The 14,228-nt window shown below is 42.9% G+C and carries 14 protein-coding genes, 2 pseudogenes and 1 other annotated feature; of the genes and pseudogenes, 10 read left to right on the top strand and 6 right to left on the bottom strand.

Features of this window, described 5'->3' with window-relative positions; genetic code table 11:
* The first annotated feature begins 2 nt into the window (after positions 1–2).
* From rpsN to yidD, 5 genes are all read left to right on the top strand, one after another.
* Positions 3–272, top strand: a complete 270-nt coding sequence (gene rpsN, locus ADH02_RS02945; protein ID WP_048782478.1) for a 30S ribosomal protein S14 — start codon at positions 3–5, stop codon at positions 270–272.
* A 17-nt stretch (positions 273–289) separates the two neighbouring features.
* Positions 290–400: a putative metal homeostasis protein gene (locus ADH02_RS09505; protein ID WP_160312857.1), complete on the top strand. Its 111-nt coding sequence runs from the start codon at positions 290–292 to the stop codon at positions 398–400.
* A 149-nt stretch (positions 401–549) separates the two neighbouring features.
* The gene (locus tag ADH02_RS02935; RefSeq protein ID WP_048782472.1) at positions 550–1,083 is read left to right on the top strand and encodes an acyl-CoA thioesterase; all 534 of its coding nucleotides are present in this window, start codon (positions 550–552) and stop codon (positions 1,081–1,083) included.
* Between the two features lie 79 nt (positions 1,084–1,162).
* Positions 1,163–1,771, top strand: a complete 609-nt coding sequence (locus tag ADH02_RS02930; RefSeq protein WP_048782470.1) for a TVP38/TMEM64 family protein — start codon at positions 1,163–1,165, stop codon at positions 1,769–1,771.
* Positions 1,772–1,786: 15 nt separating this feature from the next.
* A complete protein-coding gene (gene yidD / locus ADH02_RS09335; protein WP_082161667.1) occupies positions 1,787–2,071 on the top strand; it encodes a membrane protein insertion efficiency factor YidD in 285 nt (94 codons plus the stop codon).
* Positions 2,072–2,163: 92 nt separating this feature from the next.
* Here yidD and larD read toward each other — a convergent pair whose 3' ends face one another.
* The 4 genes from larD to larA are packed head-to-tail and all read right to left on the bottom strand — an operon-like array spanning position 2,164 to position 6,376.
* Complete coding sequence (gene larD / locus ADH02_RS02925; RefSeq protein WP_239681722.1) at positions 2,164–2,892, bottom strand: D/L-lactic acid transporter LarD; 729 nt, start codon at positions 2,890–2,892, stop codon at positions 2,164–2,166.
* 13 nt (positions 2,893–2,905) lie between these two features.
* Positions 2,906–4,354 carry a nickel pincer cofactor biosynthesis protein LarC gene (gene larC / locus ADH02_RS02920; RefSeq protein ID WP_048782467.1) on the bottom strand — a complete coding sequence of 483 codons (1,449 nt, stop codon included), beginning with the start codon at positions 4,352–4,354 and terminating at the stop codon, positions 2,906–2,908.
* Complete coding sequence (gene larB, locus ADH02_RS02915; protein ID WP_048782465.1) at positions 4,351–5,094, bottom strand: nickel pincer cofactor biosynthesis protein LarB; 744 nt, start codon at positions 5,092–5,094, stop codon at positions 4,351–4,353. Before larB ends, larC begins: the two co-directional genes overlap by 4 nt.
* A 1-nt stretch (position 5,095) precedes the next feature.
* The gene (gene larA / locus ADH02_RS02910) at positions 5,096–6,376 is read right to left on the bottom strand and encodes a nickel-dependent lactate racemase (RefSeq protein ID WP_048782463.1); all 1,281 of its coding nucleotides are present in this window, start codon (positions 6,374–6,376) and stop codon (positions 5,096–5,098) included.
* 107 nt (positions 6,377–6,483) lie between these two features.
* On the opposite strand from larA, the gene ADH02_RS02905 reads away from it, so the two are divergent.
* The 3 genes and pseudogenes from ADH02_RS02905 to ADH02_RS09330 all read left to right on the top strand — a co-directional run.
* Positions 6,484–7,197 (top strand): Crp/Fnr family transcriptional regulator, encoded by a 714-nt coding sequence (locus ADH02_RS02905; protein ID WP_048782461.1) that lies wholly within the window; start codon positions 6,484–6,486, stop codon positions 7,195–7,197.
* Positions 7,198–7,218: 21 nt separating this feature from the next.
* The gene (gene larE / locus ADH02_RS02900; protein WP_048782460.1) at positions 7,219–8,043 is read left to right on the top strand and encodes an ATP-dependent sacrificial sulfur transferase LarE; all 825 of its coding nucleotides are present in this window, start codon (positions 7,219–7,221) and stop codon (positions 8,041–8,043) included.
* Positions 8,043–8,378, top strand: a pseudogene (locus ADH02_RS09330) (DUF924 family protein); the annotation flags it as partial. The gene larE and the pseudogene ADH02_RS09330, both read left to right, overlap by 1 nt.
* 40 nt (positions 8,379–8,418) lie before the next feature.
* Here ADH02_RS09330 and ADH02_RS02895 read toward each other — a convergent pair.
* Together ADH02_RS02895 and ADH02_RS02890 are read right to left on the bottom strand one after the other, a co-directional pair.
* Positions 8,419–9,543 (bottom strand): annotated as a pseudogene (locus ADH02_RS02895) (GntP family permease); the annotation flags it as partial.
* Between the two features lie 12 nt (positions 9,544–9,555).
* Positions 9,556–10,707: a glycerate kinase gene (locus ADH02_RS02890; protein ID WP_048782458.1), complete on the bottom strand. Its 1,152-nt coding sequence runs from the start codon at positions 10,705–10,707 to the stop codon at positions 9,556–9,558.
* Between the two features lie 344 nt (positions 10,708–11,051).
* Between ADH02_RS02890 and ADH02_RS02885 the strand changes: the two genes are divergently transcribed.
* Both ADH02_RS02885 and serS read left to right on the top strand, forming a co-directional pair.
* On the top strand, positions 11,052–12,449 hold the full coding sequence (locus tag ADH02_RS02885) for a serine hydrolase (RefSeq protein ID WP_048782456.1): 1,398 nt from the start codon (positions 11,052–11,054) through the stop codon (positions 12,447–12,449).
* A gap of 55 nt (positions 12,450–12,504) precedes the next feature.
* Positions 12,505–12,717 (top strand) — a binding site (T-box leader).
* A gap of 58 nt (positions 12,718–12,775) precedes the next feature.
* Positions 12,776–14,053 (top strand): serine--tRNA ligase, encoded by a 1,278-nt coding sequence (gene serS / locus ADH02_RS02880; RefSeq protein WP_048782454.1) that lies wholly within the window; start codon positions 12,776–12,778, stop codon positions 14,051–14,053.
* Positions 14,054–14,228 lie beyond the last annotated feature (175 nt).

The raw sequence follows: 14,228 nt of genomic DNA, 5'->3' as shown, positions 1-14,228 counted from the left end.
AAATGGCAAAGAAATCTAAAATTGCAAAATATCAAAAACAGCAAGCGCTCATCGAACGTTACGCTGAAAAACGATACGAATTAAAGCAAGCTGGAGATATTGAAGGGCTAAGAAAACTCCCTAAAGATGCAAACCCGAACCGCCTCAACCGTCGCGATGAAATCGATGGTCGCCCAAGAGGTGTGATGCGTAAATTTGGAATGTCTCGTATTAAGTTTAGAGAATTAGCGCATCAAGGATTGATTCCAGGTGTTCAAAAAGCAAGCTGGTAAAAGAGGAGGTAAGGTAAATGAAACAAGATTTAGCAACGGCTTATCGTCAAATGAAGAGCCCAAACATCAAAACAAGAAAGAGAGCGTTGAAGCTGATCCACGAGGCCAAACGCTCAAAGAAAAAATAACGGATGTGGATATTGCTTTTAGTGTGGAAGAGAGAAGAACACTTATAAAATCCGAAGAATTCGTAGAAATCACAGTTAATCTAGTGTCTTTGAACGCATTTTGGTTTCATGTTAGAATAGAACAGTAAACTATCCAAGGAGCTAATCAAATGAGTACAAAAACATGTAGCCAAACACGTGCGATTCAAGCGCGTAGAATTTTTCCATTCGATGTGAATATGCATAACACGCTATTCGGAGGGAATTTAACACGAATTATTGATGATTGCGCGTCGATTACCGTATCTCGTCATTGTCGCCGTCTTGCGGTAACGGCATCGGTGGACGCAATGAACTATTTAAAACCACTTCCATTAGGGCATTCTGTCTGCGTAGAGACGTATATCTCAGGGACAGGGAAGAAGAGTATGGAAGTTTTCTGTAAAGTGGTCGGAGAAGATGTCTTGAACGGCGAACGCTATTTAGCAGCGACAAGCTTTTGGACATTTGTGGCTCTTCCTCGTGACGGTGAAACGGATTTTACAGTGGATGCCATCGTTCCAGAAACCGACGAAGAGAAATTCATCTGCAGCGGCTACGAAGAACGTCGTAAGGCCCGCTTGGAGCAACTTGGACGACAAGAAGCATTGATGGAACATATCACAGTTGTGAAACCTTGGAATTTGGAAGAGAGTGAATCTTAAATAAAATCTAAGAAAGTTGCTAAGAAACTTTTAGCAATCTCTGTTATAATGCATGTAACAAGAATAAAAGGAGTAAACTGTGGAAACTCAAAAAGCAATAGAACTCAATCGTAAAATCATTCGTATCGTAACGATTATCGGGATTATTTTAACGATTATTTTAGGATGGCTCGTGGCCAAGAATGATTATTTCGCGCTAGACGGACCGTTCCGTGAAAGCATCGCCCACTCAGGTTGGGTAGGAATTTTGATTTTTATCCTGATTCAAATTACCCAAGTGGTTTACCCGATTATTCCGGGAGGCTTAACTTGTGTCATCGGGCATATCGTATTCGGGCCTCTTCATGGCTGGATTTATAATTTTGTGGGAATCATGATTGGTTCTTGTATCAACTTCTGGTTAGCTCGTCGCTATGGTGAGACGTTGGCGAAAGCGTTCGTGGATGATGATACGTACAATAAATACATCGGTTATTTGGACAAAGGAAAACACTTCGAGCGCTTCTTCTTTGGCGCACTGGTTCTTCCTGGATTCCCAGATGATTTCCTATGTATGGTGGCAGGGCTCAGTCATATGACCTTTAAGAAATTCGTGGCCATTTGTTTAATCGCAAAACCAGTCACATTATACGTTTATACAGTGATTGCAGCAGAAGGAACGCAAGCCTTCTTCAGATTATTTAATTAAGAAAGCAGTATAGAGATGAAAAAAATCATGATTGCACTCGTGCGTGGATATCAAAAGTGGATCTCTCCCTTATTCCCGCCTTCGTGTATCTATAGACCAACCTGCTCGAGCTATATGATTCAGGCAGTTGAAAAGCATGGCGCGCTAAAAGGCGTATTGATGGGGTGCGGACGCATTTGCCGATGCCATCCATTTATTCGCGGTGGCCAAGATCCGGTTCCAGACTATTTTACGCTGAGACGGAACAAGGATTACCGTAAGAAAATTATTGATGCCAGTAAAAACGACACAGCTGACTAGAAATAGTCGGCTGTTTTTGCTTCTAAGGATAAAAAGAAAAAGGTACAAGAGAATTTCTCTTGTACCTTGTCTGTTTTTATACAGATATAGTTTTACATAAAGTAACCTAAGTAGTAACGAACGAAGAATGCAGCACATACAGCTCCGATGAATGGAGCTGTACCAGGTACTAATAATCCATATTGCCAGTCGTTATTGACTTTGTTTTTGATTGGTAATAATTGGTAAGCAAGACGAGGTCCTAAGTCACGAGCTTGGTTCATCGCGAATCCAGTTGTACCTCCAAGACCCATACCGACAGCCCATACGATTAAACCAACCACGATTGGTAATAATTCTTTGTTTACATTTTCAGTTGCTAAGATAGCTGTTAAGAAAATGAAAGTTGCAAATGCTTCGACGAAGTAGTTACGTGGTAAGTTACGTAAGTTAGGGTTTGTTGAGAAGATGTTACGGATGGCGATTCCGTCTACTTGACCTTCAGAAGCTGTGAAGTGGTCTGCGTACATAAACCATACGATCACCGCACCAGCGAATGCGCCTAAGAATTCAGCGATAGCAACAGGGATGAATTGTTCTGCAGGAAGTACTCCTAAAACTACTTTAGCAAGCGCCATAGCAGGGTTGATACTTACACCACCGAAGATGAATAAAGTAACAGTGATACCGAATGCCCATGTTGTGATGGCGAATAAGTGACCTGTTCCAGCGTATTTAGTTTTCTTCAAGACGTCATCACAGTGTACGCCGACCCCGAAGATAATCATGAGGGCTGTTCCCATAAATTCTGATAATAATAAATGCATAAATGTTTGATCCATTGGTTGATTCTCCTTAATGTAATTCTTTTGTTAATTGTTGATAGACGGCTTGAATCGATAATCCAGTTTCGTGGGCGATTCGGGCGCAGTCTTCATATTCTAAAGTTGATTTTGTATAAGTACCGTATTGGTTTTTCTTTACTTTCACTTCTCCGAGGCTCGTTTGTTGCGTCTCGAAAGTGCGATTCATGACTTTACGTTGGACGTTTTGATAACGAAAGCCAATCGTTGATGTTTGTTCGAATAAAATGGCTGTAAACCGTTCGAGGTCTCCTTCTTGAATGAGAAGTGTGAGATGTGTTGCCGGACGGTTTTTCTTTGTGTAAACGGGAGTGTAGTGCACATCAAGCGCGCCTTCTTCTAATAAAAGGCTCATGATGTAGCCAAGCTCTTCACCGCTTTGGTCATCGATGGTTGTATCGATTTGAATGATTTCATCGTTATTGGAAGTCACGACTTGATGAGAAAGTGAACTTTTCTCTAAGAGTGTTCCGCGTAACGCGTTGAATTTACCTGTGTCGCGTTTCCCAAAACCATAACCGACTTTAGTAGCAGTTAGGTTTGAAGGTTGTGCAAATACTGGGCGAATGGCCTTAAAGAGAGCAAGGCCAGTTGGTGTCACAAGCTCTGTATGAATATCAAAGTCTTGTGAGAATGGAATGGCAGTTCCAAGTCTTAATTGCATTACAGCAGGTACTGGTACAGGCATGACTCCGTGTGCAACGGTAATTGTTCCGCTACCTTCTGTGACAGCAGTGCTGTAAACCGTATCGATGTCGAGTGTTTCCCACAAAATGAAGAAGCTCATGATGTCGATGATAGAGTCAGTTGCGCCAACCTCGTGGAAGTGAATTTCTTCCACAGGCATTTGGTGTACGTTTGCTTCCGCTTGTGCAATGTCACGGAATACTTCCAAACTTTTTTCTTTTACAAAGTCACTAACACCACTTGAAAGAATGATCGTTTCGATTTCCTTCAACCCACGAACTTCTCCGTGATGGTGATGATGACTATGTGTATGTTCATGAGAATGACCGTCGTGAGTATGTTCATGCTCATGATGATGATCGTGGTCATGTTCGTGTGAATGTTCATGCGTGTGCTCATGAGAGTGAGTGTGTGCATGTGTGTGTTCTTCGTGCGTATGTGAATGAGCATGTGTATGTTCATGTTCATGTTCGTGTTCGTGGTGATGTTCATGGCCATGCTCGTGGTCGTGATGGTGATGATCAAAGTCGCCAGCGATTCCATGGTCTTTTTCACCGTGTTCCATATGCACATCGAAGTCTGTTCCCCAAATACTACTTTTCGCGATGCGGTCTACATGAAGATGATAACCGTCGAGCGAAATCGTCTTAAGGGCTTCTTCAAGATGCTTGCGGTCGGCTCCTAAATCGAGTAGAAGAGCATTTAGCATATCACCGCTCAGCCCAGAAAATGGTTCTAAATATAATGTGCTCATGCGAGTCCTCCTCGAATGTTGTTAATCATGCTTGCTGAATAGGCTGCGCCAAAACCGTTATCGATGTTCACAACAGTAACGCCGCTTGCGCAAGAAGTCAGCATGCTGAGTAAAGTCGTCACCCCTTGAAGATTCGTTCCGTATCCGATGCTGGTTGGAACGGCAATCACAGGAACGTCTACTAAACCGCCAACGACACTGACAAGCGCACCTTCCATACCGGCGATGACAATCACGACGCTAGCGCCTTGGATGTCTTCGAGACGATTGAAGAGGCGGTGAATACCAGCAACTCCGACGTCGTAAATACGTTTGACGTGATTTCCGAATGTCTCAGCAGTGACAGCCGCTTCTTCGGCAACAGGAATGTCGCTTGTGCCCGCTGTTACGACTGCGATGTAGTGTTCATGTTTTGGTGCGATTGGGTTAAGGACGAAGGTACGTCCGAGTGGTTCATAGACGCCTTCAGGGAAAGCAGATTTTAGAGCTTCACCTTTTTCAGCGTTCACGCGTGTCGCAAGAATGGCTGTTTTATGCTCATTCATTGCAGTGATGATGCCAATCAATTGCTCAATGTTTTTTCCTTCACCATAGATGATTTCTGGAAATCCATTGCGCTTTTGGCGAGAAAGATCAATGGCCGCGTAACCAATGTCTTCAATCCCTTTCAAAAGGGTGGACGCTTCTTCAATCGAGAGGCGTCCATCTTTCACTTGTTGTAGAATTTCTTCTTGCTTCATATTATTTATCTTCAACGATAACAGATAATCCATCGCGGATAACTGTTACTTTTGCGTCTGCTCCTTGAAGTTCGAAGGCACGTGCAAGAGCTTCGTCAAATGTTTTCGCTAATTCCATATGCATGTTTGTGATAAGACTTGGTTCAACTAAGTCAGATACAAAGATTACGTGGTGATGCACTAGAATACGCGCTAAGATTTGTGAAGTCCATTGGTCTGGCACTGTTTCAAGTCTTGGAGTGTTAATGGCTTGGTCTAAGAAATCTTTAGGATCTTTAACGTCAGCTAAGTTACGGTAGAAACCTTCACCACCGTGACCATCTTGACATCCAGCAACCATGATAATCACGCCGCCTTCTTTGTTTGTTGCTTCAGCAGCAGTCATACCTTTAACCGCTTGGTAGATGTTTTGGTCTAATGGGAAACCACCATTTGTTGAAACGGCGATGTCGCAAGGGATCTTAGTTACATGAGCTAATTCACGAACGAATTCGCAACCTACTTTATGGGCTTCAACCATGTCTCCGGCAAATGAACCGATGATATGTTTTTCACCGTCTAATACAACGTTTACGATGAAGGCTAAGTTTGCAGTACGTGCTGCATATAACATATCTTCGTGGATTGGGTTGTGGTCTAAGTTACCAGTACGTGATTTGTCTGAATCGATAAAATCACCACTGTGGTTAGCCATAATTGTTTTATATGAAGCAACCCCAGGAAGAACTGATTTACGTCCACCAGAGAATCCAGCGAAGAAGTGGCTTTCGATAAATCCTTCAGCGATTAATAAGTCTGCTTCAGCAGCGATACGGTTGATGATGCAGTCACCACCTGAAGGTAATTGACCGATTTTAACCATGTCTTCGTCGTTTGTAGAAATATGCATTACGATTTCTTCGTTGTCCACGATTTCTTGACCGTATTTGTTAATTAACTCTTCACGAGTTGAAGGACGGTGGAAACCAGTCGCAACTAAAATACGGATACGAGCGTCTGGGTTTACGCTACGGATACGACGTAAAATGATTGGTGTAATGATATGTGAAGGAACTGGACGTGTATGGTCAGAACTGATTAACACGATATCTTTTTTACCTTTTGCTAATTCTTCTAATGTTTGGCTACCAATTGGGTTATCCATTGATTTTTCCACTGTTTCTTGTTCAGAAAGTGGGTTGTGATAGTTTTCAGCTTTTGATTCAAGTAATCCAGCAAAGTTTTTGTCAGGAATTACAGCAGTAATAGATTTTTTGTCATAAGGTAGTTTAATTTCGACCATGATAACATCTCCTTAAATTTTTAATACGATTATAAGTATACATAAAATAGTGCACCCAGAAGTCTCAAACGTTAGTAACATTTGTTAACGTTATTTTCTGTGATAAGATGATAATAGTGTGTATAGGAATTTGCGTTAGAGGAGTGTTCAATTTGAACAGCGAAGAATATTTAATTCAATTTTTAGAAAAAGAAAATACCCCTATTATAAAGAAGAAAAAACATATGTACCTTGCTTATCGTGGGTTAGAACAAGCGTATACGTATGTGTTAATCGATGGGGTTGTAAAGACAAGTATCATTATGAATGATGGCCGTGAGTTTAATTTAGATTATGTGACACCGGTCGATATTGTTTCATTGGTACGTGATGAGGTGTCAAACTACACATCTGCACCATTTAACGTCCGTATCGAAAGCGATGAAGCAACATTCTACCGTATCCCTCGTATTAAGTTTTGGGAATACGTGAAAAACGACCAACAGTTGCAAGATTACGTGCGTGAATATTACCGTAATAAATTATCTGAAACCATCGAATCGTTGCAATATATGACGATGAACGGGAAAAAAGGAGCAGTATGTTCTTTCCTATATAAATTAGTGAATCAATTTGGGGTGGAAGCAGAAGGCGGCATCTTGATTGATTTCAACGTTACGAATGAGGATATCGCAGGATTTTGTGGAATCTCTACTCGTAATAGCGTGAACCGCATTATTCATGACCTTAAAGAAGAAGGCGTTGTTAAAATCTACAACCAAAAACTCGTGGTATTAGACAAAGCTTATTTAGAAGAATTTACAGGACGCGAAAGCTTTTAATAAAGAAAGAAGGAACCGAGAATGGATGAAAAAGAAGCACGATTACGCGAATTGCTGAAGGAAGTTGGAAAAATTGTTGTCCCATATTCAGGAGGGATTGATAGTAGTTACCTATTAAAAATCGCCGTGGATACGCTTGGTCGTGATAATGTCATCGCAGCAGTAGTGAACTCTGAGTTGTTCTCAGACCGTGAATTTAGTGAAGCAATTGACCTTGGAACGGAAATGGGTGCGCGTGTGCTAGGGCTTGAAATGGAAGAACTCTCTGATCCACATATCGCCTCAAATACACCAAACAGCTGGTACTATAGTAAGAAAATGCTCTATCAAACGATCAAAAAGAATGTAGAGAGCGAAGGGTTTACCGTACTTTCAGATGGGTTAATTATGGATGACATCAATGATTATCGCCCAGGTGTGAAGGCGCGTAATGAAGAAGGCGTACGTAGTCTCTTACAAGAAGCAGGTTTATATAAATCAGAAATTCGTGAGTTAGCCAAACGTGCAGGCGTTACTAACTGGAACAAAACTCCTTCATGCAGCTTAGCGTCTCGTTTCCCTTACGGAACACGCATTACTCCTGAAAAAGTAGAAGCAGTCTTCAAAGCGGAAGAATACTTCATACAACGTGGGTTTGAACCAGTACGTGTTCGCGTACATCAAGACTTAGCGCGTATCGAAGTCGGCGCAGACCAAATCGAAAAACTCGTGAAGAATCACGAAGAAATTAACAAGATGATGCAAGACTTAGGGTTCTTATTTGTAACGGTTGACCTTCAAGGGTATAAATACGGCCGTATGAACGACCAACTCGACGAAAAGACAAAGAAAGCAGCGGTAGAATAATGATGGCAACTCCACAAGAGGTTCTCGATTTCTGGTTTGTGGAATGTGAGCCTGCCGATTGGTTTAAGAAATCAGAGGAATTCGATAACGAAATTCGCTCGCGTTTTCTTGAGACTTACGAAGCGATTGTTGCTGGGGAAACTGCCGACTGGCGTAGTAGTGCAAAAGGCCGTCTAGCAGAAATTATCGTGCTAGACCAATTTTCTAGAAATATGTTTAGGGATGATGCTAAGGCGTTTGCTTCAGATGCATTAGCAGTTGAACTTGCCAAAGAGGCGCTGTCCGACTGGGATGAGTTCACTGTTCAAGAACGTAGCTTTGTCGTGATGCCGTTTATGCATTCGGAGTCATTAGCCGTGCATGATTGGGCGGCAAAATGGTTTGACGAACCAGGGCCCCTGCGTGAATCATCGCTGCTGCAGATACGGCTGGAACGCCTGCTGCTGTCAATGGACCAGCGAAGGTTTGAGACGCAATCGTTGAACCGGCAGTGGTTGAAGCTGTCGCAGCCCCCATTAAAATACCAGAAAGAGGAGCTAAGACGAAGGCTGGCATGTTCATCGCTTCAAGAAGAGCAATCATATCGACTTGCAATGCAGAAGCTTTGATAATTCCCGCGATGGTACCCGTACCGATTAACAGAATTGATACGCCAATCACTTTGCTAAGACCGAATTCAGTGAATTCAACTGTGTTTTTCGCATTACCTGTTACAACAATCGTCACTAAACCACCAAGAGGAAGTGCGATTAATGGGTCCACGCTGATTCCAGCGATTGAGCGAAGGGCAAGAAGGGCGATTACAACGATTGGTCCAAGCATGGCTTTGAAGAAAGAGAGAGACACGCCGCTTGTTCCAGATTCGTCAATACCGTCAAATTCATGAGCGCCGCCTTTTTTAGCAAGCAATCCAGCGAGAATAATCGCTACGAATAATGCGATAAAGGCAGGAATTAAGTTTTTCACCATCAACGCTGTAAGGTCGATTCCGAACGCTTCGGATGCGGCAATCGTATTTGGGTTTGGTGAAATGATATTTCCGGCTTTACCACCACCAATCATCGCAAGTAAAATACCAGCTTTAGAAAGGTTTGCTTTTTTCGCAATGGCGATGGCAATTGGAGCTACTGTGATCACGGCGATATCGATGAAGACCCCAACAGCACAAATAATCATTGTGGCAATCGCAATCGCGGCAATTGCGCGTTTTTGGCCAAGTTTCTTTACAATCGTATCGGCAATCGTTTCAGCCGAGCCTGTCTTAATTAATGCTCCGGCTAAAATCCCACTCGTCATGATACGAAGAACTGGAGACATCATGCTTTGAGCGCCAGTAACCATGGCTTTTACCGTTTCGGCAAGACCGCCACCTCCGATAATTCCCCCAATCAGAGCCCCGAAGATTAAACTGTAGGCTGGATGAACTTTTTTAACAATCAAAATAATAGCAAGTACGAGACCGACTAAGGCCCCTAATGTTGAAAAGGTTGGTGCTGTCATTTTAGTTTCCTCCTATTGAACTGCTTTGATTAAACGAAATACTTGTTCCACGCTGCGAATCATATTTTCGCGCGCAGTTTCTTTTTCCATCGCTTCTTGAACGGTGATGACTCTTCGTAAAATTGGGAAGAAAGCATCGATGCCGTTCTCGTTACATACCCCAGCGTCTGGTGTGAGGCATCCTGCAAAGGCGAGGACTTTCTTATCGTGTTTTTTCGCAAGATGAGCAACGCCGATTGGAGCTTTTCCAAGGGCTGTTTGACTATCTAAGCGTCCTTCACCGGTGATGACAAAGTCGGCATCCTTCATTTCGTCTTCGAGTCCTGTTTCTTCGAGGACAATCTTAATGCCGCTCTCAAGAACAGCATTTGTATATGTGAGAAACGCAAATCCCATTCCTCCGGCTGCCCCCGTACCTGGGTAGAGGCGGTCGGCATGGTCAAAGGTTTCTTTCGATAATTCGGCGTAGTGGAGAAGCGCCTCGTCGAGTTCCTTCACCATTTCTGGGGTAGCTCCTTTTTGTGGACCGTAAATGGCACTCGAGCCCATTGGACCACAGAGCGGATTTGTTACGTCACATGCCACGCGGAAAGTGCAGTCTTTTAATTCTGGCAAGACATTTTCAGCCTGGATACGCGCAATCGATTGAAGACCCGCGCCTCCGTATGCGACAGGAGCACCGTTCTTATCTAGGAAATCATATCCGAGCGCTTGTAGCATCCCAATACCACCATCGTTTGTGGCACTTCCTCCGATTCCCACGATAAAATGACGACAACCATTATCGATGGCATCCTTAATTAATTCGCCGACACCGAATGTTGTAGTATGCATTGGATTGCGTTTTTCATCAGGAACTAGCGTAATCCCTGCGGCTGCAGACATTTCGATGATTGCTGTTTTTGGACGCGTCCCGTCCGCTTTTAAGATTCCGTATTTGGCAGTTACTGGTTCTCCTAATGGTCCAGTGACGCTCACATGAACGATTTCACCTCCCATCCCGATGGCTAATGCTTCGACCGTTCCTTCACCACCGTCTGCGAGTGGCCGAACAACCACATCGGCTTCAGGATAGACGACCTGAACACCTTCCTTGATGGCCTGACCCGCTTCCAGTGAAGACAAGCTACCTTTTAGTGAATCGATCGCAACGACTACTTTCATTTCCATCCCTCCTTATTGTTGTAAAATCATTATATCAAGCGCTTACAATTAAAATTATTGCGAAAGATGGGAATTTTTATGAATTTGAAAAAGATAAAAAGGAAGGGTGCTGGTTTCATTCTGTCAGGGTGATTTTTTCGAATATTACAACGCTGTAATACACCAAAAAAGGACGAAGCGCATAGGGGTGGGAATGTGCAAAAATTCTCGAACAAAAACCGAATATGAGATTAAAAAATCCTTCCTATTTTGTAATAAAAGATTAATCAGTTTACCATTGTTTTTCGCCTTATTTTTCGGTAACATAAATAAGCAGATTTGAGAGAAATTAGGAGATATACATAATGAAAAGTCCTCGTACATGGGTGAAGAAAATCGTCTGTGCACTCAGCATTTTCGCTGTAGGAGCAACTACGGTGACACCAGCAATTTATGCGCAAGATAACGCAAAAGCAAAAGAGGAAGCAGCTGCGATTGAAGATGTGAAAAGCTACATCGCAATCGAGCAAACGAGCGGAAAAATTTTGATGCAAAACAATCAAGATGAAGTTCGCGGGATTGCTTCCATGAGTAAAATGATTTCACAATATTTAATTTTAGAAGCGATTAAAAATGGAGAAGTAACTTGGGAAACACAAATCCCAGTAAGCGACCGCGTTCACCAATTGAGTGCGAACTATAGCTTATCAAACGTGCCACTCTTACCAAGTGAAAAATACACGATTAAAGAATTATTCGACGCGATTTCCATCTATTCAGCCAACGCCGCAACATTAGCGGTGGCCGAGTATATCGGAGGTTCTGAAGCCAATTGGATTGAACGAATGAAAGCCAAACTCGATGAGTGGGGCATTAAAGACGCGACAATTATCAATGTAACGGGTCTACCGAATAAATATGGCGGCGCTGATAAGAATCCGTCTTATGGTGATGAAGATGAAAATAGCATGTCAGCCCGTTCGGTGGCGATTATCGCGAAGAACTTGGTGAATGATTTCCCTGAGATTTTAAAAGTATCATCGATTTCCACACAAACATTCCGACCAAATAGTTCAGGAACAACGAAGATGGATAACTTTAACTACCTGCTTCCAGGACTGCTCTTCGAATATGAAGGAGTAACAGGGTTGAAGACAGGAACGAGTGATGCCAGCGGTGCGTCGATTACAACGACTGCTACACGCAACGGCTTCTCGGTGATTGTCGTATCGATGGGGTCTAAAGAACCACTTAATCGGTTCAAAGTAACAAGACATCTATTAGATGAAGTGTTCAAGAAATATGAAGGCCTTCTTGTTGGCGCACCTGGAAAATCAGTGCAAAACTTGGCACCTATCCAATTAGAAGGTGGAACGGAAGAAACGCTTGGCGTGGATTACGGGAAAACCTTTATTGCGGCCGTACCAAAAGGAACAGCACTAAGTCAGATCAAAATTTCATTCACACCTTCTGATGACGTGAAGACTGAAGATGGCAAAGTGAAAGCTCCTGTGACGGCAGGGCAAACGGTCGGGACATTGAATTTTGAAATGCCAGGAGAAAACCTTGGCTATGTCGACGGGAAAGACCACGGAACGGTGGAAGCCTTAGCCGCATTTGATGTAGAAAATTCGAACGTCGTGACAGAAGGCATGCGTGGAGCGAAAGGATTTATAGGCCAAATGGTTCAAAAAGTTCAAGACTTCTTTGGGGGCATTTGGAGTAAAATCCAAAGTGTCTTCTCACCAGAAACTTCGAACTAGGAATTTTTGCTAAAAGGCTTGCACTTTTCACTAGAGACGTGTACAATTTTAGACAAATGATACAGTATGAATAGTAACTGCGATCCTTTTGTAGAGAGCTAGTGGTTGGTGAAAACTAGTAAAGAGAGACCAGCGAATCCACATACGGTGCGAGAGCGAAAACATTGATTAAGCTATCCGGAGAAAACCGTTATCCCACAAATGAGCGCAATGGAAACATTGAAACCGGGTGGTACCGCGAAGAAAATTACTCTACTTCGTCCCTTAGACAATTGTCTGGGACGGAGTATTTTTTTATACTGAAAACACAAAATGGAGGGAAAACTATGCTAGATATCAAACGCATTCGTGAAAATTTTGAAGAAGTGGCTACAGCTCTAGGAAACCGTGGAGTTGACCGCGCAACAGTGGAAGAGTTACGTGACTTAGATGAAGAACGTCGCGCACTCATCACTAAAACAGAACAATTAAAACAATACCGTAATACGGTAACAGAAGAAATCTCTCTTCTAAAACGCAACAAGGAAGATGCAACAGAGAAAATCGCTGAAATGAAACAAGTCGGCGAAGACATCAAAGCAACAGACGCTCATTTAGCAGAAGTGGAAGAAAAAGTAGAATACATCGCATCTCGCTTACCAAACACAGCGGCAGAAGGCGTGCCAGTAGGGGCAGACGAAACAGAAAACGTAGAAATTCGTCGTGAAGGAACTCCTCGCGTATTCGATTTTGAGCCAAAACCTCACTGGGAAATTGGTGAAGGATTAGGCATCTTAGACTTCGAACGCGGAGCTAAAGTATCAGGAAGCCGTTTCTTATACTACAAAGGCCTTGGAGCTCGCCTAGAACGTGCAATCTACAACTACATGCTTGATTTACACGTTGAAAAACATGGCTACACAGAAATGATCACACCTTACATGGTGAACGAACAATCAATGTTCGGTACAGGTCAATTCCCTAAATTCAAAGAAGATGTGTTCCAATTAACAGATGAACGCAACTTAACATTAATCCCAACAGCAGAAGTTCCACTTACAAACTACTACGCAAACGAAATCTTAGACGAAGCGCAATTACCAATCTACTTCACAGCGCTTAGCCCATCATTTCGTTCTGAAGCTGGTAGCGCGGGCCGCGATACTCGTGGATTAATCCGTCTTCACCAATTTAACAAAGTAGAAATGGTGAAATTCGCGAAACCAGAAGATTCATTCGATGAATTAGAAAAAATGACAGACAACGCGGAAGATGTATTACGCGGATTAGGCTTACCATTCCGTACAATCGTGTTATGTACTGGGGATATGGGATTCTCAGCAGCTAAAACATATGACGTTGAAGTGTGGATTCCAGCGCAAGATACTTACCGCGAAATCAGTTCTTGCTCAAACTGCGTGGACTTCCAAGCGCGTCGTGCGAAAATTCGTTTCCGTCGTGAAGACAGCGGAAAGATTGAATTGGTGCACACATTAAATGGTTCAGGGTTGGCTGTAGGACGTACTGTGGCAGCTATCCTTGAAAACTACCAGAATGAAGACGGTAGCGTGACAATCCCTGAAGTACTTGTACCATACATGGGTGGCGTTACAAAAATTGGTTAAAAGGAACTTTGTTCCAATAAAAAGATGAAATAGGGTGGAGCAGTCATAAGCTTCGGACTTTTCTAGACATCTTCATAGTAAAGGCTATAAGGGCACCGGGTTGAGCCAAAGTCTCAACTCCTGCCGAACTTCAAAGAGGGGCATTGCGGATAAACCGCAGTGCCCCTCTAATTCA

It is taken from the genome of Streptococcus sp. 263_SSPC (assembly GCF_001071995.1).
Classification (GTDB): domain Bacteria; phylum Bacillota; class Bacilli; order Lactobacillales; family Aerococcaceae; genus Granulicatella.
The sequence above is the reverse complement of the archived record's forward strand: the minus strand, read 5'-3'. Positions and strand labels throughout refer to the sequence as shown.